The 21,838-nt window shown below is 61.6% G+C and carries 21 protein-coding genes; 4 read left to right on the top strand and 17 right to left on the bottom strand.

From position 1 onward, the window contains the following. Nucleotides 1-72 precede the first annotated feature (72 nt). The 7 genes from EOS_RS30640 to EOS_RS30610 form a co-directional block, all read right to left on the bottom strand. Complete coding sequence (locus tag EOS_RS30640) at nt 73-777, bottom strand: ABC transporter ATP-binding protein (RefSeq protein ID WP_087882020.1); 705 nt, start codon at nt 775-777, stop codon at nt 73-75. 32 nt (nt 778-809) lie between these two features. Continuing rightward, nucleotides 810-1,586: an ABC transporter ATP-binding protein gene (locus EOS_RS30635; RefSeq protein ID WP_047895948.1), complete on the bottom strand. Its 777-nt coding sequence runs from the start codon at nt 1,584-1,586 to the stop codon at nt 810-812. A 25-nt stretch (nt 1,587-1,611) separates the two neighbouring features. Continuing rightward, nucleotides 1,612-2,781, bottom strand: coding sequence for an ABC transporter permease subunit (locus tag EOS_RS30630; RefSeq protein WP_047895947.1), 1,170 nt, complete (start codon nt 2,779-2,781; stop codon nt 1,612-1,614). Between the two features lie 15 nt (nt 2,782-2,796). After that, nucleotides 2,797-3,747, bottom strand: coding sequence for a branched-chain amino acid ABC transporter permease (locus EOS_RS30625; protein WP_047895946.1), 951 nt, complete (start codon nt 3,745-3,747; stop codon nt 2,797-2,799). Nucleotides 3,748-3,933: 186 nt separating this feature from the next. After that, entirely contained in the window at nt 3,934-5,205 is a 1,272-nt protein-coding gene (locus EOS_RS30620; RefSeq protein WP_047895945.1) for a branched-chain amino acid ABC transporter substrate-binding protein, read from the bottom strand. Between the two features lie 466 nt (nt 5,206-5,671). Further along, the gene (ispH, locus tag EOS_RS30615) at nt 5,672-6,631 is read right to left on the bottom strand and encodes a 4-hydroxy-3-methylbut-2-enyl diphosphate reductase (protein ID WP_047895944.1); all 960 of its coding nucleotides are present in this window, start codon (nt 6,629-6,631) and stop codon (nt 5,672-5,674) included. Between the two features lie 2 nt (nt 6,632-6,633). Continuing rightward, entirely contained in the window at nt 6,634-7,089 is a 456-nt protein-coding gene (locus tag EOS_RS30610) for an FKBP-type peptidyl-prolyl cis-trans isomerase (protein WP_047895943.1), read from the bottom strand. 315 nt (nt 7,090-7,404) lie between these two features. Here EOS_RS30610 and radC point away from each other — a divergent pair, with 315 nt between their 5' ends. From radC to nadB, 4 genes are all read left to right on the top strand, one after another. After that, nucleotides 7,405-8,181, top strand: a complete 777-nt coding sequence (gene radC, locus EOS_RS30600) for a RadC family protein (RefSeq protein ID WP_053064084.1) — start codon at nt 7,405-7,407, stop codon at nt 8,179-8,181. Nucleotides 8,182-8,497: 316 nt separating this feature from the next. After that, complete coding sequence (gene rpmB / locus EOS_RS30595) at nt 8,498-8,731, top strand: 50S ribosomal protein L28 (protein ID WP_031359861.1); 234 nt, start codon at nt 8,498-8,500, stop codon at nt 8,729-8,731. A gap of 11 nt (nt 8,732-8,742) precedes the next feature. Beyond that, nucleotides 8,743-8,910, top strand: coding sequence for a 50S ribosomal protein L33 (gene rpmG / locus EOS_RS30590; RefSeq protein WP_006478046.1), 168 nt, complete (start codon nt 8,743-8,745; stop codon nt 8,908-8,910). 232 nt (nt 8,911-9,142) lie between these two features. Further along, entirely contained in the window at nt 9,143-10,741 is a 1,599-nt protein-coding gene (nadB, locus tag EOS_RS30585) for an L-aspartate oxidase (RefSeq protein ID WP_047895941.1), read from the top strand. Nucleotides 10,742-10,873: 132 nt separating this feature from the next. On the opposite strand, the gene hutG is transcribed toward nadB, so the two are convergent. The 10 genes from hutG to EOS_RS30535 form a co-directional block, all read right to left on the bottom strand. Further along, the gene (hutG, locus tag EOS_RS30580; protein ID WP_047895940.1) at nt 10,874-11,674 is read right to left on the bottom strand and encodes an N-formylglutamate deformylase; all 801 of its coding nucleotides are present in this window, start codon (nt 11,672-11,674) and stop codon (nt 10,874-10,876) included. A 12-nt stretch (nt 11,675-11,686) separates the two neighbouring features. Then, complete coding sequence (locus tag EOS_RS30575) at nt 11,687-13,072, bottom strand: formimidoylglutamate deiminase (RefSeq protein WP_047895939.1); 1,386 nt, start codon at nt 13,070-13,072, stop codon at nt 11,687-11,689. A gap of 12 nt (nt 13,073-13,084) precedes the next feature. Continuing rightward, nucleotides 13,085-14,311, bottom strand: coding sequence for an imidazolonepropionase (gene hutI, locus EOS_RS30570; protein WP_047895938.1), 1,227 nt, complete (start codon nt 14,309-14,311; stop codon nt 13,085-13,087). Next, nucleotides 14,308-14,898: a HutD/Ves family protein gene (locus EOS_RS30565; protein ID WP_053064083.1), complete on the bottom strand. Its 591-nt coding sequence runs from the start codon at nt 14,896-14,898 to the stop codon at nt 14,308-14,310. The genes hutI and EOS_RS30565 overlap by 4 nt, the downstream gene beginning before the upstream one ends. Before the next feature lie 2 nt (nt 14,899-14,900). Next, nucleotides 14,901-16,583, bottom strand: coding sequence for a urocanate hydratase (hutU, locus tag EOS_RS30560; RefSeq protein WP_047895937.1), 1,683 nt, complete (start codon nt 16,581-16,583; stop codon nt 14,901-14,903). A 279-nt stretch (nt 16,584-16,862) separates the two neighbouring features. Further along, entirely contained in the window at nt 16,863-18,383 is a 1,521-nt protein-coding gene (locus tag EOS_RS30555) for an aromatic amino acid ammonia-lyase (protein ID WP_082163568.1), read from the bottom strand. A 71-nt stretch (nt 18,384-18,454) separates the two neighbouring features. After that, nucleotides 18,455-19,246 (bottom strand): ABC transporter ATP-binding protein, encoded by a 792-nt coding sequence (locus EOS_RS30550; protein WP_047895936.1) that lies wholly within the window; start codon nt 19,244-19,246, stop codon nt 18,455-18,457. A gap of 19 nt (nt 19,247-19,265) precedes the next feature. Continuing rightward, on the bottom strand, nt 19,266-20,036 hold the full coding sequence (locus tag EOS_RS30545; protein ID WP_047895935.1) for an ABC transporter permease: 771 nt from the start codon (nt 20,034-20,036) through the stop codon (nt 19,266-19,268). Between the two features lie 22 nt (nt 20,037-20,058). Continuing rightward, the gene (locus EOS_RS30540) at nt 20,059-20,781 is read right to left on the bottom strand and encodes an ABC transporter permease (protein WP_047895934.1); all 723 of its coding nucleotides are present in this window, start codon (nt 20,779-20,781) and stop codon (nt 20,059-20,061) included. A gap of 83 nt (nt 20,782-20,864) precedes the next feature. After that, complete coding sequence (locus EOS_RS30535; protein ID WP_047895933.1) at nt 20,865-21,731, bottom strand: transporter substrate-binding domain-containing protein; 867 nt, start codon at nt 21,729-21,731, stop codon at nt 20,865-20,867. Nucleotides 21,732-21,838 lie beyond the last annotated feature (107 nt).

Raw genomic sequence — 21,838 nt, 5'->3', positions numbered from 1 at the left:
GCATTAAAAAAGCCGCATGCCCCTCAAAGGCATGCGGCTTTTTCATTCATCAACGCAACGTCACTCGCCCCCTCATTCGCCCAGGTAAGCCGCCCGAACCTTCGGATCGTCGAGCATGGTCTTGGCGTCGCCCGACATGGTGACCAGACCCGAATCCATCACGTATCCGCGATTCGCTGCCTGCAACGCCAGCCGCGCGTTCTGCTCCACCAGCAACACCGTCAGCCCTTCGCTCGAAATCTCGCGCACCACTTCGAAGATCTTCTCCACCATGATCGGCGAGAGACCCATCGACGGCTCATCGAGCAGCAGCAGCTTCGGCCGCGACAACAAAGCCCGCGCCATTGCCAGCATCTGCTGTTCACCGCCCGACAACGTGCCCGCATACTGCGACGCCCGCTCCTTCAGCCGCGGAAAGAAGCCGAACATGCGGTCGGTGTCCTTCTGGATCTCGTCGTTGTCGCTACGCAAATACGCGCCCATCTGCATGTTTTCAAGAATCGACATGCGCGCAAAGATGCCCCGCCCTTCCGGCACCATCGCGAGGCCGCGCTTGAGCAATTCATGCGACGGCACGCCCTTGATCGACTGGCCCATGTATTCAATATCGCCAGCCGAATACGCCTTCAGGCCCGTGATGGCTTTCATCGTGGTCGTCTTGCCCGCGCCGTTCGCGCCGATCAGCGTCACGAGTTCGCCCTTGCCGACCTCCAGATCCACGCCCTTGACGGCGTGAATGCCGCCATAGCTGACCTGCAACCCCTTGATCTTCAACATTGCTGCGCCGTTCGCGCCATTGGTCGTAGCCATCAGTGAACCCCTGCCCCGAGATAAGCCTCGATCACCTTCGGATCCTTCTGCACGTCCTGCGGCAGACCCTCGGCGATCACCTTGCCGTAATCGAGCACCGTCATCCGGTTGCACAATCCCATCACCAGTTTCACATCGTGTTCGATCAACAAGATGGTGCGCCCGTCGCTGCGAATCTTGTCGAGCAGTCGCGTGAGCTCGACCTTTTCCGTCGCGTTCATGCCAGCGGCGGGTTCATCGAGTGCGAGCAGCTTCGGATCGGTGGCGAGCGCCCGCGCAATTTCCAGGCGGCGCTGGTGCCCGTACGACAGATTGCGCGATGTGTAGTCCGCGTATTGCAGCACGCCCACGTACTCGAGCAACTCCAGCGCGCGCTCCTTGATTCCCTTCTCTTCCCGACGCTCCGACGGCGTCTGCAGCACCGCACCGATCAGACCGTGTTTCGTGCGCACGTGGCGTCCGACCATCACGTTCTCGAGCGCTGTCATGCCGCCGAACAGACGAATGTTCTGGAAGGTGCGCGCAATGCCCGCCTTCGCCACCTGGTGCACGGCGGTCGGCGTGTAAGGCGCGCCGTCCAGTATGAACTCGCCCGAATCCGGGGTGTACAGGCCCGTGATCACGTTGAAGAACGTGGTCTTGCCCGCGCCGTTCGGGCCGATCAGGCCGTAAATTTCGCCTTCCTTGATTTGAAGGCCGACTTCGGCCAGTGCCTGCAAGCCGCCGAAGCGCTTGTTCACGCCCTTCACGGACAGTCGAATGGGTTTATCGCTCATTGTGTTTTCTCCGCTGCTCGGGGGCTCAGGCGCGCACCGGCTTCTTGCCAGCGCGTTTCGCAATTTTTGCGATCTTGTCTTCGTGTTTCGGCGACGGCCACAGGCCTTCCGAGCGATACAGCATGATCAGCACCATCGCGAGGCCGTAGAGCAACTGGCGAATGACTTCCGTATCGACGATCTCATGGCCGAAGATGAAGTTCTGCAACGGGCCCATGGTCGAGCGCAGGAACTCGGGGAACACGGCGAGCAATACCGCGCCGAGAATCACCCCCGGAATGTGGCCCATGCCGCCGAGCACCACGCACGCCAGCACCACGACCGATTCCCAGAACGTGAACGATTCCGGCGATACGAACCCCTGGAACGCGCCGAACATCGCGCCCGACAAACCGCCAAACGACGCGCCCATGGCGAAGGCCAGCAGCTTCACGTTGCGAGTGTTGATGCCCATCGCCTTCGCGGCAATTTCGTCTTCCCGAATTGCGGCCCACGCCCGTCCGATCCGCGAATGCTGCAAGCGCACGCAGACGAAGATCACGAACAGCGAACACAGCACGAACAGGTAGTAATACAGGTACACGGTCGGAAACTTCAAACCGAGGAATTCGTGCGTCTGCGCGAGACTGAAGCCGCCCACATTCACCGGATCGATGCCGGTAATCCCCTTCGGTCCGTTGGTGATGTTGACCGGACGATCCAGGTTATTCATGAAGATCCGGACGATTTCCCCGAAGCCCAAGGTCACGATAGCCAGGTAGTCGCCGCGCAGACGCAGCGTCGGCGCACCGAGCAGCACGCCGAAGGTGGCCGCCAGCGCCATCGCGCAGGGCACGATGACCCAGATCGGCGTATGCAGGCCGTTGGGGAACAGCTGCGCAATCCACGCAAACTGCGTGGTCAGTTGCGGCGAGGACAGCAACGCAGCCACGTAAGCGCCCACCGCATAGAACGCGATGTAGCCCAAGTCCAGCAGCCCGGCGAAACCCACCACCACGTTCAGGCCCAGCGCGAGCATCACGTACAGCATCGCGAAGTCGAGTACGCGGACCCAGTAATTACCACCGGCCGCGCCAATCAGCATTGGCGCGAGGACCACGAGCGCGGCGACCAGCACCGTGACGGCGTAGTTCTTCGCGGTCTTTTTTTCAGGGATGAGCGTGGTCGACGGCTCGATCGGTTGAATTGAAGTCATGCTTGGTCTCCCCTGTTAAGCGCGATCTGCGACACGTTCGCCGAGCAGGCCGGACGGACGGAACACCAGCACGACGATCAGCACGATGAACGCGAACACGTCCTGGTAGTTACTGCCGAACACACCGCCTGTCAGATTGCCGATATACCCGGCCCCAAGCTGTTCGATCAGGCCGAGCAGCACGCCGCCCACCATCGCGCCACCCAGGTTGCCGATACCCCCGAGCACCGCGGCCGTGAACGCTTTCAAGCCGGGGATGAAACCCATATAGAAGTGCGCGTTGCCGTATTCGGAGGCGATCATCACGCCGGCGAGCGCGGCGAGCGCGGAGCCGATCATGAAGGTCGCGGAGATCACGAAGTTCGGGTTCACCCCCATCAGGCTCGCGACGCCCGGATTCTCGGCAATGGCGCGCATCGCGCGGCCGAGTTTCGTCTTGTGTACGAGCAGCAGCAGGCCGCCCATCACAATGAACGCGACCACGATGATCACGATTTCCGTCATCGAGATGACGGCGCCCGGACGGTCGGCGGTCGCGGTGATCACGTTGATCGGATCGGTCGGGAGCAGTTGCGGGAAGGCCAGCGGATTGCGGCCCCAGATCATCATGGCGAGCGTCTGGAGAAGAATCGATACGCCGATAGCCGTGATCAGCGGAGCAAGGCGCGGCGCTTTACGCAAAGGCCGGTAAGCCACGCGTTCGATGGTGTAGCCGACCACCGAGCAGACGACTGCGGCGACCAACAGCGCGATGACCAGCATCAGCGCGTGGGGCATGCCCGGAAAGTGATTACTCATGACGCCGATGGCGGACAGCGCGACCATTGCGCCGACCATCAGCACGTCACCGTGAGCGAAGTTGATGATGCCGAGAATCCCGTACACCATCGTGTAACCCAACGCGATGATGGCGTAGACGCTGCCTAGCACCAGCCCGTTGAGAATCTGCTGGATGAAGATATCCATTGAAGGCTCCTTAGCCCGTGCGACTAGATTTACGCTTTATCGCTGGCCGATAAACCGAAGGGAAGAAAAAAACGCAACCGCACCGCGCGTACTTGAAAAAAAACTCTAAAACGTCCGAAAGTGACTACGTATCGAGGGCTTGCCCAACCAAGTGTGCATTCGCCGCGCGGCGCTGCAGCTCAGGGTTTACGGCGTAATGACGTCAATGACGTTCTTCTTGTTATCCTTAAAATCGATTAGCGTGATCGCGCCGCCGCCTTTCAAATCGCCTTTGTCATCGAATGCAATGTGACCCGTCAGGCCATTGAAATCCGTCGACGAAATCGCGGCAAGGACCTTGGGCGCTTCTATCGAATTCGCCCGCTTCATGGCGTCGACGATCACGTACACGGCGTCATAGGTGAACGGCGCATAGCTCTGGACCGGTAAATGGAAACGGGCTGCGTAGCGCTGCGCGAAATCCCCGCCCTTGTCCAGCTTCGACGCGTCCACACCCAGTTCCGAGCACATCACGTTCGGCGCTGCGTTGGCCGCGAGCGTGGCCATGTCAGCGGTACATATGCCGTCGCCGCCAAGAATCTTTGCCCTCAGGCCAAGCGCTGCTGCCTGCTTCGCAAACGGTCCGCCAGTCACGTCCATGCCGCCGAACATCACCACGTCTGGCTGGACGCGCTTGATCTTGTTCAGTATCGCCTTGAAGTCCTTGGCCTTTTCGCTCGTCACTTCGTGACCGGCGATCCGGCCGCCGCCCGCTACCACCGCCTTGGCAAACTCGTTCGCGAGACCCCGGCCGTAGAGGCTGGCGTCGTCGACGACCACGATCTTTTTCGCGTGCAGCGTCTTGAGCGCATAGGTCGCGAGCACCGGCCCCTGGCGCGCGTCCGTCGGCACCACGCGGAACGTCGTTTTGTAACCTTGCTGGGTGAACGCCGGGCTGGTCGTCGCCCCCGAGATCTGCGCCACGTTCGCGTCGCTATAGATCTTCGATGCCGGTATCGACACGTCCGAATTCAAATGTCCGACGACGGCCACCACGTGATCCGCCACCAGTTGCTGCGCCGCTGCAATACCCTTCTTGGGATCGGCGGCATCGTCCTGTGCATCCAGTTCCAGATGGATCGCGTGACCGTCGATGGTCAGCCCCTGCGCGCTGATCTCCTCGATGGCCAGCCGCGCGCCGTTTTCGTTGTCCTGCCCGAGATGAGCCAGCGGTCCGCTGAGCGGCGCGACGTGGCCGATCTTGACGACCGTCGCGTTGCTGGCCGGTGCCGGCGCAGATGCCGCGGCCACTGAAGCCGCCGATGCCGGCGCAGCCGCCGCACTCCCCACACCGCTCGCCAATGCTTCCGGCACCGCCGATGCCCCCGCGGCCGGCTCGTTCTCACTCTTTTTGCTGCACGCCGTTGCCATCGCAACCGCCGCCGCGATGGTCACGGCAAAGCCAAACTTCATTCGCATTCAGTAGGTCTCCGGCGCCTCGAAAAGCTGATGTTTCCAGCCCATCCGGCTTGGAACGCGCGCATTGTAACTCGGTTTTTGAGGCGTGCAATATTGTTCAGCGACAGGGGTTTTCCTCCATTGCAACCCTCTCTTTGGCCTCCTGCGGAGGCCTTGGAGCAACCCGGTTGCGCCCCGCGTCGGTGCGCAAGTTGCACCATCGGCTGACATCGTGGGTAAACACCGATGCGTTGCAGCGCCTCCAGCGTCAGCGCTTCCTTCGAGGAAAGCACCTTCATGGTGCAATTGCAGAATCGACGGGTCAATCCGGACCTTCGCGTAGAGCCCTGTTCGCCTGGTCGCGGCCACGACGTTTTTTTTCGCACTCGACAAAATAAAGGGCCGCGCCAACGTGAGTTGGAACGGCCTTTATCTCTATTGCGTCGGGTTCTATTTCAGCGGCGAAGGACGCTTCTCGCGCATTGCATCACTCCGCCGGCAGTGTCAGACCACGCGGCAGCGGAAACGACACTTTCTCCTCGATTCCTTCCAGCGGCCGCACGTTGCGCACGCCCAGCTCCCGCAGCCGCGCGATCACGGCCTGCGCCAGCACTTCCGGCGCCGACGCACCCGCCGTCACGCCGATGCGCTTTTTCCCCTCCACCCATTTCGGATCGATCTGCGTAGGCGAGTCCACCATATAGGCGGGAATGCCGCGCTTCTCGGCCACCTCGCGCAGCCGGCTTGAATTCGAGCTATTCGGGCTGCCCACCACGATCACGACGTCGCATTGGGGCGCGAGAAACTTCACCGCATCCTGGCGATTCTGCGTGGCGTAGCAGATATCCTGCTTCTTCGGTTCTTTCACTGATGGGTATTTGGACTTCAGAGCGCTGATGATCTCGGACGCATCGTCGACTGAAAGCGTGGTTTGCGTGACGTACGCAATGCGATCGGGATCGGTGAGCGCGAGCGCTTCCACGTCCTCGATATCCTCCACCAGGTGCATGCCTTCGCCGCTCTGCCCCATGGTGCCTTCCACTTCAGGATGGCCCTTGTGCCCGATCATCACGATATCGAAGCCGTCCTGGCGCATCTTCGCCACTTCCATGTGCACTTTGGTCACCAGCGGACAGGTGGCGTCGAACACACGCAAGCCACGGGTTTCCGCCTCCGAGCGCACTGCCTTCGACACGCCGTGCGCGCTGAAAATCAGCGTACTGCCTTCCGGCGCGTCCGCCAGGTCTTCGATGAACACGGCGCCTTTCTTGCGTAAGTCCTCGACCACGTAAGCGTTGTGCACGATCTCGTGGCGTACGTAGATGGGCGCGCCGAACAGCGCGATTGCCCGCTCCACTATTTCGATCGCACGATCGACGCCCGCGCAAAAACCACGCGGCTGGGCGAGAAGAATTTCGACATCAAGAAGGGTGTCAGTGGAGCTCATGGCTACAGAATTCCGATGATTTTCACTTCGAACGCCAGCGCCTGACCGGCAAGCGGATGGTTGAAATCGAACAGCGCGGAGGTCTCGCCGACCTCCTTGAGCACGCCTGCGTAACGGCCACCGCCCGGTGCGTTGAATTCGACGAGGTCGCCGGGAGCAAAATTCTCGCCGATCATCGCGTTCTCGCGCAACGTGGCCAGCGACACCCATTGCAGCATTTCCGGGTTGCGTGGACCAAACGCCTGACCGGGCGTTAGCCGAAAGGTCGAGTGGTGGCCCACCTTCAGACCCAGCAGAATGTCTTCGAGCGGCGGCGCAAGATGACCAGCGCCTAATAACAGCGTGGCGGGTTTGTCAGTGAACGTGCTGACTATGTCCGCCCCGTCCTCGAGCGCAAGCCGGTAATGAAGCGTGACATGCGAACCGGGTTTCACCTCGGAGATATCAATGATGCTCATGTTTGATCGTGATAGCCGTAAAAGCCTTAATTACCTTCTCAGCCGGTCCTGCCGTCCGATAAAAGGCCGGGCGTCCCGACAGGACGCGGTCATGGCGAAAGCTTGCTGGGCACTCCGGCACCGCACCGCTGGGGCCAACGGCCTCGCGAGGCAGACCGTCAGGCGCTCGCTCGGGGAGGCGCGAAACCTCTATTGTAAGCCACAGTGCGATGGCCCCGCCTCCGTTCCGGCAATCCTCGGGGATAGCGGCGCACAGGCCGGCCAGCTGCCGCGCCGGGCGCGGTTCCCGCAGTTCCACATAGGCGCGAGCGTGACATGAACGCCCGTCTCGAACCGGTGCAGAACAATGCGCCCTATGCCGCCGACGCCCTGCTCGCCGCGAACCCTCCTGCACGCATCGGACCCGCCGTCACGCGCATTCTCGACTGGCCGGAGCGCGACCGTGCGCGCGAGCGCCTGTTACAACGAGGCGCGCAGACACTATCGGATGCCGAGCTTCTGGCGCTTTGCCTGAATACGGGCCGCCCAGGCATGACATCCGTCGACGTGGCGCGCGATCTGCTCGTGCGCTTCGAATCAATCCGCGGCGTGCTCAGCACGACTGCGACGGAATTACGCAGGTTCGGCGGTATCGGCCCGGCCAAGGCGGCGCGGCTGCTGGCTGTCTCGGAACTGTGCCAGCGTTCGCTGGCGGAGAAAACCTGCGAGCGGCCGCTGCTCGACGCCCCGCAAGCAGTGGAAGACTATCTGAAGTGGCTGATTGGCACGCGGCCTAACAAAGTGTTCGTCACCCCGCACCGGGATATCAAGCATTGCCTGATTACCGTCGACGAATCGGCCAAAGGATCGCTTTCGCGCGTTGCGGTGTATCCGAGGAAAATCGTGCGACGGGCGCTGACATTGAACGCGGCGAGCCCAATCGTCGCGCATAATCACCCCTCTGGCGGCGTCGAGCCGAGCGCAAGCGACCGCCGCCTGACGCGCGTGTTGCAAGACTCGCTCGCACTGATCGATGTGCGGTTGCTCGATCATCTGGTAGTGGCATCGAACGAGATATTTTCTTTTTCGCGACACAGATGGATGCTGTCTTAACTTTCTGCCTGGTTTCCAAATTAACGCGGGTTTCGCGGGTTTAATAGCCAATTGACCGCAAAACCGCGCCTAATGGCGTTGCGTAGGCAGAAAACCTCGTGAAACCCGCCCCCTGCGGGATAGCCGGATACCTCGTCCAGTACCAAAAAGAGTTGATTTTGCAGGTTTTTTGCGGGTAGAATCTCGGTTTGCTTCTTTCAACCAACCTGTTCCGAGCGTACGCAGTCATTTCGGGCAAGCCTCTCCGGTAGCCCGAAGCGGTCCAAGATGTCCCTGGCGTTCGAACTCAGAATTAAAGCGTATTAGGAGTGCTCTCATGGCACGTGTATGCCAAGTAACCGGGAAGGGGCCGATGAGCGGCAACAACGTTTCCCATGCGAACAACCGCACCAAGCGTCGTTTCCTGCCCAATCTGCAAAATCGCCGCTTCTTCGTTGAAAGCGAAAACCGTTGGGTCCGTCTGCGTCTCTCGAACGCCGGCCTGCGCCTGATTGACAAGAACGGCATCGACTCCGTGCTCGCAGATCTGCGCGCACGCGGCGAAGTCTAAGGAGCACGAACATGGCCAAGGGCGCACGCGACAAGATCAAGCTGGAATCGACCGCAGGCACGGGTCACTTCTACACGACCACGAAGAACAAGCGCAACATGCCGGAAAAGATGGCGATCAAGAAGTTCGATCCCGTTGTCCGCAAGCACGTTGAATACAAAGAAACCAAGATCAAATAAGGTCTTCGTTTCCTTCTGTATTGCTTCACAAAAAGCCTCGCTCACGCGAGGCTTTTTGCTTTTGTGCTACCGTTTTCGGGCTCATTCCGCACGATTCGTTCGCCCTACTGGCCGCACAGCCAAGTGGCCGTGTTGCGTGCCACGCGTTATCCTTGTCGACCAGGCTTTCCACATGCCACCGGCGTGAGTCCCGAAAGCCGCGGCGGACAACTATCGACGGAGACGTGGCAGGATGAATTTCGATGTAGCAATCATCGGCAGCGGACTGGCGGGCCTGAGCGTGGCGCTGAATCTGGCGGACACACGGCGCGTCGCGATCCTCGCCAAGCGCAGCGTGAGCGAAGGCGCCAGCGACTGGGCCCAAGGCGGCATCGCGGCCGTGCTCGACTCCGCGGACAGCATCGACAACCACGTCCGCGATACGTTGATTGCCGGCGGCGGCTTGTGCGACGAGACGGCTACGCGATTCATCGTGGAAAACGGGCGTGCCGCGATCGAATGGCTGATCGGCGAAGGCGTACCCTTCACCAAGGATCTCTCCGCCGAACTCGGCTTTCATCTGACGCGTGAAGGCGGCCATAGTCATCGGCGAATTATTCACGCCGCCGATGCCACCGGGCATGCCGTAGTCACCACGCTCAACGAGCGCGTGCGCAATCATCCGAACATCACGGTCCTCGAAGATCACTACGCCATCGACCTGATCACGTCGGAGCGGCTCGGCTTGCCCGGGCATCGCTGTCATGGGCTTTATGCGCTCGATCTCGCGAGCGGGCGCACCGTCACTATCGAGGCGCCGCATACCGTGCTCGCGACCGGCGGCGCAGGTAAGGTGTATCTGTACACCACAAACCCGGATACAGCGACCGGTGATGGCATAGCGATGGCATGGCGCGCCGGCTGCCGCGTGTCGAACATGGAGTTCATCCAGTTCCACCCGACTTGCCTGTTCCATCCGTACGCGAAGTCATTCCTGATTTCCGAAGCCGTACGCGGCGAAGGCGGCATCCTGCGCCTGCCCGATGGCACGCGTTTCATGCCCGCCCACGACGAACGCGCTGAGCTCGCTCCGCGCGATATCGTCGCGCGTGCGATCGACTTCGAGATCAAGAAGCGCGGCATTGACTGCGTGTATCTCGACATCAGCCATCAGCCGGAAGCCTTCCTTCAGGAGCACTTCCCCACCATCCTTGCGCGCTGCCGTGAGTTCGGCATCGACATCACGAAGCAGCCGATTCCCGTCGTGCCCGCCGCGCACTACACCTGCGGCGGCGTGGTCACCGACCTGGCGGGCCGCACGGATCGTACAGGCCTTTATGCCGTCGGTGAAACGTCGTGCACGGGTCTGCACGGTGCAAACCGGTTGGCGAGCAATTCGCTGCTCGAGTGCCTGGTGGTCGGGCGTGCCGCAGCGCAAGCCATGGAAGCCGATGGTTTCGCGGCGAGCGGTCACGCGCCGTTGCCGGCCTGGGATGAAAGCCGCGTCTCCGATCCGGACGAGGAAGTCGTGGTCGCGCACAACTGGGACGAGTTGCGGCGGCTGATGTGGAATTACGTGGGTATTGTGCGCACCGATAAACGGCTTGCGCGCGCCCAGCACCGGATTGCGATGCTGCGCGACGAGATCCACGAGTACTACGCGAACTTCAAGGTGAGCCGCGACCTGCTCGAACTGCGCAATCTAGTGGACGTGGCTTCGCTGATTGTCGAGAGTGCGTGTTCACGGCGCGAAAGTCGTGGCTTGCATTTCAGCCGCGACTGGCCGGAGACGTTGCCGAAGGCGCTGCCGACCGTGTTGACGCCGTCGGCGGTGAGACGGCGAGAAATTTGAGCGTTTCTCGCGATAGGAACACCTGCAGCTAAAGTTAAAAGCCATTTCAACGCGAGTTGGAATGGCTTTTTAACTTTGTAGGAGCGCTCCAGAGGCGCGCGTCCATCATCCGGATCAGGTGTTTTCAAGCAATCATGCTGAACTCAGCGAATCCAACGCGCACTGCACCAGATCCCGCATTAACGGCGCGACCCGGCCGGCACGAGCTTCGTCGTATCGATACGGCCGCGTTTGTTCCATGTAAGTGATCTGCGACAGTTCCAGTTGCACCGCGTGAATGCCGTCCTGCGGCTTGCCGTAATGACGCGTGATGTACCCGCCCTTGAAGCGACCGTTGGCGACAGCTGTGTAATCGCCGTGCTCAAGCACCATCGCTTCGAGCCTTTCCGCCAGCCCTGCTGGCGCGCTTTCACCACCGGCCGTGCCGAAGCTGAAGTCGAAAAGCTTGCCGTCGAAAAACCGTGGCACGTGCGAACGAATGGAGTGCGCCTCCCACAGCAACGCTTTGCCGTGCCCGGATTTCAAACGGGCAAGCTCCCCCGCGAGCGCATCGTGATAAGGCCGCCAGTATTTCTCGCGACGCTCGGCAATCTGCGTGTCGGTGGGCACACCGCCTAGCGGGTACAACGGTTCGCTGTTGAAGGTATCGACGGGACACAGGCCGGTCGTATCGCGTCCGGGGTAAAGATTCGCGCCGTCGGGCGGGCGGTTCAGATCGATCACGTAGCGCGAATTCGCAGGCACGAGGATAGATGCGCCCATCTGCACGGCGAACTCGTACAGGCGTTCCAGATGCCAGTCGGTGTCGTCGACCTCGCGGGCGATCGGGGTCATCGAAGAAGCTATGTCGACGGGAATCCGGGTGCCGGCGTGCGGGATGGAAATGAGCAGCGGCGCACTGCCGCGCTTCAACGTGAAAACTTGATCAGTCACAGACAATTTCCTTTATTCGAGCAATCCGGCCAGCGTCTTTCGATACTGCCCGAATGCCTCTCCCTCATCGCGATGCCGCCGCGCCTCGACCACGACTTTGCCGCCGACGCTGACATCGAGCACCGGCGTCTCGCCATGTTCGCCAAACACCACGCCCGATAACCACGCGTCCGGTGCATGCCCGGCAATAGCCGGATGATCCGCATCGAGCACGATGAAATCCGCCCGGCGCCCCGCTTCCAGTACCCCGACTGCGCGACCGCTTGCGCTGGCACCGCCAAGCACTGCGGCATCGAAGAGACGATCGGCGACGTGCACCTGCTCGTTCGATGCCAGCACGTTGCGCTCGCGTCGCATCAGGCGTTGTCCGTATTCGAGCAGGCGCAGTTCGGAGCGCCAGTCGACCGCGATATGGCTGTCCGAGCCAAGGCCGAACCGGCCGCCATCAGCGAGATACCCGTGCGTCGGGAAAATGCCATCGCCGAGATTGGCTTCAGTCGTCAGGCACAGGCCCGCGATGGCGCGGCTTGCGGCCATTGCGCCCATTTCGTTTTCATCGATGTGCGTGGCGTGTACGAGGCACCAGCGTTCGTTGACATCGAAGTTATCGAGCAGCCAGCGCACCGGGCGTGCTTTCAAGGTCTCGAGGCAGGCATCAACCTCAGCCGTCTGCTCAGCGATATGGATATGCACCGGCGCGCCCGGAAACTCGCGGTCGAGTCCACTGAGCATGCGTCCCAACGTTTGCTTCGATACAGCACGCAATGAGTGCGGCGCGACGCCGTATCGCAAGTTGCCGTTTTCCGGCTGAGCCTTACGCAGCGAAACGAGCGCATCGAGCAGGCTTTCAGGCGTGTGAATAAAACGCGCCTGACCCGGCGTCGGCTCGCGCTCACCGAAGCCGCTGTATTGATAAAGCACCGGCAGCATCGTCATGCCGATGCCGGTTTGCGTAGCGGCATTAACCACGCGCGCGGCCATTTCTGCGGGGTTCGCGTAATGCTGGCCGTTCGGCGCGTGATGCACGTAGTGGAATTCGCAGACCGATGTATAGCCGGCCTTCAGCATTTCGATATAAAGCCAGCGCGCGATATCGCCAATGCTGTCCGGGGAAATGCGCGCGGCAAACCGGTACATCAGATCGCGCCAACTCCAGAAACTATCGGTCGGATTCGCACGATATTCGGTGAGGCCCGCCATCGCGCGCTGGAACGCGTGCGAGTGAAGATTCGGCATGCCGGCCAGTACCGGGCCCTTGGCTTTATTCACGCCAGCTGGTTGCGTGCTGTCCGGCGTCACCGCGAGCAGGGTGCCCTTGTCGTCCCATTCGAGCAGCACGTCACGACGCCAGCCGTCCAACAAACGCGCGTGTTCGGCAAACAAACTGTTTCGAGTCATGGCGTATTCCGCTTATTTTCGTTTGTCCACGGTCACGGCGCCGTGGCGCACGACCAGCGCGCAGCGCTCGAGGCCGCTCCAGTACGCCAGTTCCGCAAGCGTTTCGATATCCCACGCGACAAAATCCGCCTTCGCGCCGATGGTGATCTCGCCGCTGACATCGGCGTGACCGAGCGCTTTGGCGCCATGGCGCGTGACGCCCGCGAGCACTTCGGCCACGGACAAGCGAAACAGCGTGCAACCCATGTTGAGCATCAGCAGCAGCGACGTGGTGGGTGATGTGCCCGGATTGCTGTCGGTGGCGAGCGCGATCGGTACGTCGTGGCGACGCAGCAGGTCTATCGGCGGCAACTGCTTTTCGCGGATGAAGTAAAACGCGCCGGGCAACAACACGGCGACGGTGCCGGCTTCGCGCATCGCGATGATGCCGGCTTCGTCGAGGAATTCGAGGTGATCGGCCGATAGCGCGTGATGCTTCGCTGCGAGCGCCGCGCCGCCCATCAGCGACAGCTGCTCGGCATGCATTTTCACGGGCAGATTCAGCTTCGATGCGGCGTCGAACACGCGCTCCGCCTGTTCCAGCGTGAACGCAATGCGCTCGCAGAACACATCGACGGCATCGATCAGACCTTCTCCTGCGAGCGTCGGCAGCATCTCGTTGCAGACGTGGGCGATGTAATCATCCGCGCGACCTGCGTATTCCGGTGGCAACGCGTGTGCGCCGAGGAACGTCGTGGCTATTGTCACCGGCCGGGCAGCCGCCAGCCGCCGTGCCACGTGCAGCATCTTGCGTTCGGTTGGGAGATCGAGCCCGTAACCTGATTTGATTTCCACCGCCGTCACGCCTTCAGCGAGCAACGCATCCAGCCGGCGCAACGATTGCGCGAACAGTTCGTCTTCGCTGGCCGCACGCGTGTTGCGCACCGTCGAGACGATCCCGCCACCGCGTTTCGCGATGTCTTCGTAACTCACGCCTTCGAGCCGCATCGCGAATTCTTCCGCACGGTTTCCTGCGTAGACGAGGTGCGTATGGCAATCGACGAGACCTGGCGTGACGATCCGTCCTTCCAGATCGTGGCTTACAGCCTCGGCAAACTCCGCAGGCATGTCAGCTTCCGCCCCGAACCATTCAATACGCCCATCGCGCACGACAATCGCCGCGTTTTCCAGTAGGTTTGCTGGGTCCGCGCGAGGCGCGAGACGCGCGTTGCCCCAGATGTGCAGGCTGTTATCGGTCATGTCCGCGTTTCCTTTGAAACGATACGGGCGTCGATGAGAACCGCGCCTTTTGAAATCGGCTCGATGTTCAAGACCTGGCCCCCATGCCCGGCGTCTAAAACAAGCGCATCGCCCTGGAACAAGCGCTCGTCATTCACCGCGAACTCCCCAAGCGCGCAGACCAGCACAACACTGCCCCGCGCCACTTTCAATTGTTCAGCCTCACGCCGCACCACGACGCTCCCCGACACCCGATCCCGCCTCAACATCAGGTTGAAATCGCGCGTCGGACCGTGCGGCAATTCTGCCGTTATCTTTTCTTCACCCGCGAACACGAGTGAGTCCCAGCGTGCGAGGACATGTCGCGGGCCTGCCGAATCGATGAGCGCCATCTCTGCTCCCTCGATCAACGTCAGCACGCGGTCAATCCCCTCGAACACCGAAAACGCCCCTGCCTCCGATACATCCGCGACGCTCACGCGCCAGTCGAAGGCATCGAATGCAGAACCTTTCGGCGACGCGGCGATCTCGCGCGTCGCGCCGCCGCCGTTCTTCCACGGCACGGCCTTCAAATCGGCCGCGCGAATAATGCTGAAGGCAGGAAACATGGTCAGGTCGTGATGAACGGCAGATCGAGACCGAAGTTCTTCGCGCATTCGATGGCTTGTTCGTAGCCGGCGTCGCCGTGACGCATCACGCCCGACGCGCAGTCGTTCACGAGCACGCGCGCGAGACGCTTCTGGGCAGCGTCGGTGCCGTCGGCAACGATCACCATGCCCGCGTGTTGCGAGTACCCCATGCCGACGCCGCCGCCATGATGCAGGCTGACCCACGTCGCGCCACCTGCGGTGTTCAGCAGCGCGTTGAGCAGCGGCCAGTCCGACACGGCGTCCGTGCCATCCTTCATGCTTTCCGTCTCACGGTTCGGGCTCGCGACGGAGCCAGTATCCAGGTGATCGCGACCGATCACGATCGGCGCTTTCAACTCGCCGCTCTTCACCATCTCATTGAACGCGAGACCGGCGACATGACGCTCGCCCAGACCCAGCCAGCAAATCCGCGCCGGTAGCCCCTGGAACGCGATGCGGTCGCGCGCCATGTCGAGCCAGCGGTTCATGCCTGCGTTGTGTGGGAAGAGTTCCTTGAGCTTGGCGTCGGTCTTGTAGATATCTTCCGGATCGCCGGACAGCGCAACCCAGCGGAACGGACCCTTGCCTTCGCAGAAGAGCGGGCGGATGTACGCAGGAACGAAGCCGGGGAAATCGAAGGCGTTCTTCACGCCGTCGTCGAAAGCGACCTGGCGCAGGTTGTTACCGTAGTCCACCGCCGGGATGCCCATGGCGTGGAAATCGAGCATCGCCTGGACGTGCTGGGCGCAGGAGCGTTGCGCAGCCGCTTTCAGTTCGCCGTGCTGCGACGCGTCGAGCGACGCCGCGCGCCACTTTTCCAGGCTCCAGCCGGCGGGCAGATAACCGTTGATCAGATCGTGTGACGAGGTTTGATCGGTGACGAGATCCGGCTTGATATCGCCCGCCTTGGCGCGGCGCACGAGCTCCGGCAGCACTTCTGCGGCGTTGCCCAAGAGTGCGATCGATACAGCGTCGCCAGCAGCGGTGTGCTGCTTGATCAGTTCAAGCGCGTGATCGATGTCCTTCGCTTGTTTATCGACGTAACGCGTACGCAGGCGGAAGTCGATGCGCGTCTGATCGCACTCGATATTCAGCGAAACCGCACCCGCCAGCGTCGCCGCGAGCGGCTGCGCGCCGCCCATGCCGCCCAGGCCAGCGGTCAGGATCCAGCGGCCTTTCCAGCTGCCCTTGAAGTGCTGCCGCGCGGCTTCGACAAAAGTCTCGTACGTCCCCTGCACGATCCCCTGGCTGCCGATGTAGATCCAGCTTCCGGCCGTCATCTGGCCGTACATGAAGAGGCCCTTGCGGTCGAGTTCGTTGAAATGCTCCCACGTCGCCCATTTCGGCACGAGGTTCGAGTTCGCGATCAGCACACGCGGCGCGTCAGCATGCGTTTTGAACACGCCGACCGGCTTGCCGGACTGGACCAGCAGCGATTCGTCGCTTTCCAGGCGTTGCAGCGTCTCGAGGATTTTATCGAGGCATTCCCAGTTCCGGGCCGCGCGGCCTATACCGCCATAGACCACGAGCTGGTCGGGGTTCTCGGCGACCTCGGGATCGAGATTGTTCAGCAGCATCCGATACGGCGCTTCGGTGAGCCAGCTCTTGCACGTAAGCTCGGTGCCGCGCGGTGCGCGCAGGGGACGCGGATTGTGGTTTTTCATCGAAACACTCCTCGGACGGGGATGGTGAACATTCGGTATCTTGCAGCCAATTCCATGGGCGTTTTAGACGGCGATGGCGCTTGGTCGGCGAGTTGTATATACAAGTCTGAATTAAAACAAATCGAAGCGCAAGCAGTGGCAGATCGATTCGAAGTAGGGGTTTACTTGAACGGGATGGAGAGCCCGCCAGACACGGGGCGACAGCCGGCAATTCCGCATAAAGCGGCGGAATCGGCGGCCATGAGAAGCGGAGAATCTGTCTATACAAGACTCACGCGATCAAAACTCGGGGCTTGCCTCTTGGACGAACGCCCAGGCGGCGGCAATATCGCCGGCCAACGGCCGGTCGTCTCTATATCGAGAGATAACGGCCCGGACGCTGCGGTAGACCGCGTCGGTCTTTGGCGCGCGCGACACATCAGCAGGTTGCAAGTCATACGCCTGAGTCGCGGCCAGCAACTCGATGGCAAATATGCGCTCGGCATTGGCGATGATTTCCAGCGCCTTCAACGCAGCCGGCGTCGCGTGACACAAATGGTCTTCCTGCAAGCCGGAGGTAATTCCCCCGTCCAGGCTCGCCGGCATGGCGAGCCGTCGGTTGTGAGCGACTAATGAAGCCGCCGTGTACTGCGCGATCATGAAACCGGAACACGTGCCGCCGCCATCGGCGAGAAAAGCGGGCAAGCCGCTGACCAGCGGGTTCACCAACCGGTCGATGCGCCGTTCCGCCATCGCGGCAACTTCGGCCACCGCAGTACTCAGGCTATCCATCGCCAGGCCGATAGACGCCCCCACCGCGTGCGCCTGGGAAAACACTCGCGGCGAGGCGAGCGTGCCGGCGACGACGGGGTTATCGGTGACCGAAGCCAGCTCGCGGTTCACCACTTCGGCGGTCGTCGCGAACACGTCGCGCGCCGCGCCATGTACGTGGGGAATCGTCCGCAAGCTCAAGGGGTCCTGCGTCTTGCGCCCGAACGACGCTGCGATGATGCCGCTATCGGCGAGCAGGGACCGCAGATGCGCGCCCACCACCGACAATCCCGGCGATATCCGCAGCGCAAGCGAGTCGGCATCAAAGGCGGCGGCTTGCCCGCGCAGGTTCTCGAAGGACATCGCCGAGATCGTGTCGGCCCATTCCAGCAGCCGCTCGGTGCGAGCGAGCGCCAACGAAGCGAGCCCGGTGACGCAAGGCGTGCCGTTGACCACACTCAGGCCCTCCTTCGCCTCGAGCACGAGCGGTTCACGCGCGAGCCGCTGCAGCGCGCTGGTGGCGCTCACGCGGCCGGTGTCGTCGCGAACAAAACCCTCGCCGATCAGCACCAGCGCGATATGCGCCATATGGCTCAGATAACCGACCGATCCAAAGGCCGGAACCTCGGGTGTCGCGCCGCTGTCGAGCAACGTGACCAGCAGCTCCACCAGTTCGAGCCGCACGCCGGAATGCCCGTGCGCGAAGTTATTCACGGCAGCCGCGATGATCGCCCGCGTCTCCTCGCGCCGCAGCGGTTCACCCACGCCGACTGCGTGACTCATCAGGATGTTGCGCGACAACGCACGCTGCTCCGACGGCGACACGACCACGTCGCACAGCGCGCCCACACCGGTATTCACGCCATAAGCGCGAATCCGGCGCTCGACGATCTGCTCGACGAGCGCGCGTGCATGGTCGATCCGCGAGCGCACTCCGGGCGACAAAACCAGCTTCGCGCCATTCGCAATCTGCGCGACGCCTCGCCAGTCGAGCGGCTTGTCGATACACACCGCAGCCGGCGAGCGCGCGTCCGCGGAATCGTCACTCACGCCTGCGCCGATGACAATAGGATCAATCGATGGCGTCGGTAAAAGGGGGCTGGCCAGCACGTCGACCTCGTTTAGTTAGCGGTACGGGAATGATGACTCGACACGAACTGCTGGAAACGCTCCGAGCAGCGGCCGTTGAACAGGTCGTCGGGCGGGCCTTCGGCATCGACTTGTCCCTGATGCAGGAACATCACGCGATTCGACACATGCCGCGCGAAACCCATCTCGTGCGTGACGACCAGCATGGTCCGGCCTTCCTCGGCGAGCGCGCGCATTACACGGAGCACTTCACCGACGAGTTCCGGGTCGAGCGCGGAGGTGGGTTCATCGAAGAGCATGACTTTGGGGTGCATGGCCAACGCACGCGCGATGGCTACACGCTGTTGCTGGCCACCCGACAGATGCGCGGGATACGCGTCGCGCTTTTCGTAAAGACCGACCTTCGTCAGCAACTGCTCGGCCTCTTCGACGCACTCCGCACGCGTGCGTTTCTGCACGCGCAATGGTCCTTCAATCACGTTTTGCATCACCGTCATGTGCGACCAGAGGTTGAAACTCTGGAACACCATGCCGAGCTGCGAGCGAATCCGGTCGACCTGTTTGCGGTTGCCCGGCTGCAAGCGTCCATCGCGGCCACGCTTCATTTCGATGGCTTCGCCTGCAAGTTTCACTTCGCCGTCATCGGGCGTTTCCAGCATGTTGATACAGCGCAGGAAAGTGCTTTTGCCGGAGCCGCTCGCGCCGAGAATCGAGATCACATCGCCTTCGTGCGCATCGAGGGAGATGCCCTTGAGCACGTGTGCATCGCCGAAAGACTTGTGGATGTTGGTCGCGGACAGCGCAATGGAGCTGCTTACGTTCATGAGGTTTTCTCCCTTTGAATCAGGAATCGATGTGCTGGCTGTCGGGGACGGTCGCGGCTTTGAGCGAGGCACGTGCAGGCTTTTTCGGCGCGGCACCGTTACGATCGCGCAAGTGCGGTGAAAGCTTCTTTTCGAGCATGCCAAGCGCACGCACGATGATGAAATTCAATACGAGGTAGATGGCGGCGGCGCAGATGAAAACTTCCATCGTCCGGTAGGTCCGCTGGATGATCTGTTGCGCCACGCCCGTCACGTCCCAGACCGTGACAAGACTTGCCAGCGCCGTCGATTTGACGAGCAGCACGGCCTCGGTCGAGTACGCGGGCAGCGCGTAACGCAGCGTGATTGGCGCGATGATCCGGCGCAATACGGTCCAGCGCGACATGCCGACCGCGAGCGCCGCTTCAATCTGTCCATGCGGCACCGATTGCAAGCCGCCGCGAATGATTTCGGCGGTATATCCGGCCGTGCACAGCGCAAGGGAGACGATCGCGCAAACATACGGCACACGCAGCAGCGGCCACAGGAAGCTCTCGCGCACCGCTGGGAACTGGCCCAAGCCGTAGTACACGAGAAACATCTGGATCAGCAGCGGCGAGCCGCGGAACACCAGGATGTAGCCGCGCGCAAAGCGGTTCAGCGCCCAATTAGGACTCACCCGCATCGCAACGATGACCAGCGAAAGCATGCCGCCCACGATCAGCGAGGCGAAGAACAACCCGAGCGTGGTGGGAACGGCGGCTAATAGTTTCGACAACGTATCGCCGAGAAATTCGAAATCGATGTTCATGGTCGGATTCGTTTGAAACGTCTTAGTGGCGCGCAAGCGTGCCGCGGAACGAGCGGCCGATGCGCGCTTCGGCACGGTCGAAGACGCGGTTCGACAGGCTCGTGAGGATCAGATAAAGCGCCCCGCCGACCATATAAAACGTGAAGTATTGATGAGTCGATCCGGCGGCAACCTGGCTTGTGCGCATCAGTTCGGCGAGCCCGGTCACCGCGATCAGCGCCGAATCCTTGAGGCTCAACTGCCACACATTGCCGATACCCGGCAGCGCGAAACGCACGACTTGTGGAATCAGCACGCGCCGCCATAACGTTGGCGTCGACATGCCGATGGCCCGTGCCGCCTCGATCTCTCCGCGCGACACCGCCAGCACCGCAGAGCGATACACCTCGGCTTGATACGACCCGGAAATCAGGCCGATGGCGAGTGCGCCGACCACGAAAGGCGGCACACCGATGAAACCATCGGCACCGAAAAACTGGCCGATGGCGGTCACTACCGACGAGCCACCGAAGTAGAAGAGATAGATGATCAGCAGTTCGGGGATACCGCGAAAAAGCGTGGTGTAGGCATCGCCGATAATTCTTAGCGTGCGGCTGCGCGACAGTTTCGCGGCGGCGACCATCGCACCGAAAACCGCGCCTACAGCGAGCGCTGCGATCGTCAGCACCACGGTCATGAGCAGCGCGAGCAGCAACGTGGTGCCCCATCCTTGCTCGCCGAAGCCGAGTAGTTGAACCAGACTCATCTTTTATCTCCAACGGTGATGCATCGTCGAGCGCGCCGTTTTCTATCGGCACGCTCGCCAGACCTTCGTAAAACAGCTACGCCTTAAGGCGTGGCGTCGACCTTCAGCCATTTCAGCGAGAGGCGCTTGACCGTGCCATCGGCGAGCGCCGCTGCAATACCCTGGTCGAATTTGGCCTTCAGGTCCTTGTCGGACAGACGGAACGCCAATGCTTCGCCCGGGCCCCAGACCGGTCCGGCAATCTTCGGGCCGGTGAACGCGAGGCCCTTGTTTTCCGGCTTGGTGAATGCCGAGGCCCAGTAGGTGCTGTCGTCGAATGCCACGTCAATACGGCCTGCTACCAGATCGAGGTCATGCTCCGGCGCAGTCTTGTATTCGCGGATAGTTGCGACGTCCTTGAAGTTCGTATCGATGAACTTCGTGTAGACCGTACCCGACTGGATGCCGATGGTCTTGCCTTTCAGCGCGACGCGCAGCGCGTCGACCGTGGTTTTGTCATGGGCTGCGTCGCCCGTCAGCTTGACGGTCTGGCCGGCGCCGGGCTGCTTCGCGAGCGCGGCGGAGCTCTGACCGGCCGAGACGAAGGCGGCCGGCGTCGATGCATACGGCGTCGAGAAAGCGATGATTTTTTCGCGTTCCGGCGTGACCGAGATGGCGTCCATGAGCACGTCGAACTTACCTGCCTGGAGGCCTGCGATCATGCCGTCCCAGTCTTGCGTGACCAGATTGCACTGGATCTTGATGCGGGCGCAGACGTTCTCGATCAGCTCCGGCTCGAAGCCGCCGAGCTTGCCGCCGGGGAGCGTCAGGTTCCACGGTTCGTACGCGCCTTCGGTGGCGATCGTCACGGTTTTCCAATCTTTAGCCTGGGCGCTGGCCGCGCCGAAAGCGATAACACCAACGGCCACCGATGCAGCCAGCCGGGCGAGCAATTTCATTTTGCCTGTCATTGTTGAGCCACTCTTCCACGAAGGTTGTTGGACCAAGTGGCGAACGCCAACTTGTATATACAAGCATGGAGTGAACAAAAAGGACTGGCAACGTTTTTTTCGCCTAA

This window comes from Caballeronia mineralivorans PML1(12), from assembly GCF_001028175.1.
Taxonomy (GTDB): domain Bacteria; phylum Pseudomonadota; class Gammaproteobacteria; order Burkholderiales; family Burkholderiaceae; genus Caballeronia; species Caballeronia mineralivorans.
This window is presented reverse-complemented; position numbering and strand designations above follow the sequence as displayed.

Coding starts and splice junctions, on each gene's coding strand:
- EOS_RS30640 (WP_087882020.1), bottom strand. CDS start 777: ATGTTGAAGATCAAGGGGTTGCAGGTCAGCTATGGCGGCATTCACGCC.
- EOS_RS30635 (WP_047895948.1), bottom strand. CDS start 1,586: ATGAGCGATAAACCCATTCGACTGTCCGTGAAGGGCGTGAACAAGCGC.
- EOS_RS30630 (WP_047895947.1), bottom strand. CDS start 2,781: ATGACTTCAATTCAACCGATCGAGCCGTCGACCACGCTCATCCCTGAA.
- EOS_RS30625 (WP_047895946.1), bottom strand. CDS start 3,747: ATGGATATCTTCATCCAGCAGATTCTCAACGGGCTGGTGCTAGGCAGC.
- EOS_RS30620 (WP_047895945.1), bottom strand. CDS start 5,205: ATGCGAATGAAGTTTGGCTTTGCCGTGACCATCGCGGCGGCGGTTGCG.
- ispH (WP_047895944.1), bottom strand. CDS start 6,631: ATGAGCTCCACTGACACCCTTCTTGATGTCGAAATTCTTCTCGCCCAG.
- EOS_RS30610 (WP_047895943.1), bottom strand. CDS start 7,089: ATGAGCATCATTGATATCTCCGAGGTGAAACCCGGTTCGCATGTCACG.
- radC (WP_053064084.1), top strand. CDS start 7,405: ATGAACGCCCGTCTCGAACCGGTGCAGAACAATGCGCCCTATGCCGCC.
- rpmB (WP_031359861.1), top strand. CDS start 8,498: ATGGCACGTGTATGCCAAGTAACCGGGAAGGGGCCGATGAGCGGCAAC.
- rpmG (WP_006478046.1), top strand. CDS start 8,743: ATGGCCAAGGGCGCACGCGACAAGATCAAGCTGGAATCGACCGCAGGC.
- nadB (WP_047895941.1), top strand. CDS start 9,143: ATGAATTTCGATGTAGCAATCATCGGCAGCGGACTGGCGGGCCTGAGC.
- EOS_RS30575 (WP_047895939.1), bottom strand. CDS start 13,072: ATGACTCGAAACAGTTTGTTTGCCGAACACGCGCGTTTGTTGGACGGC.
- hutI (WP_047895938.1), bottom strand. CDS start 14,311: ATGACCGATAACAGCCTGCACATCTGGGGCAACGCGCGTCTCGCGCCT.
- EOS_RS30565 (WP_053064083.1), bottom strand. CDS start 14,898: ATGTTTCCTGCCTTCAGCATTATTCGCGCGGCCGATTTGAAGGCCGTG.
- hutU (WP_047895937.1), bottom strand. CDS start 16,583: ATGAAAAACCACAATCCGCGTCCCCTGCGCGCACCGCGCGGCACCGAG.
- EOS_RS30550 (WP_047895936.1), bottom strand. CDS start 19,246: ATGAACGTAAGCAGCTCCATTGCGCTGTCCGCGACCAACATCCACAAG.
- EOS_RS30545 (WP_047895935.1), bottom strand. CDS start 20,036: ATGAACATCGATTTCGAATTTCTCGGCGATACGTTGTCGAAACTATTA.
- EOS_RS30540 (WP_047895934.1), bottom strand. CDS start 20,781: ATGAGTCTGGTTCAACTACTCGGCTTCGGCGAGCAAGGATGGGGCACC.
- EOS_RS30535 (WP_047895933.1), bottom strand. CDS start 21,731: ATGACAGGCAAAATGAAATTGCTCGCCCGGCTGGCTGCATCGGTGGCC.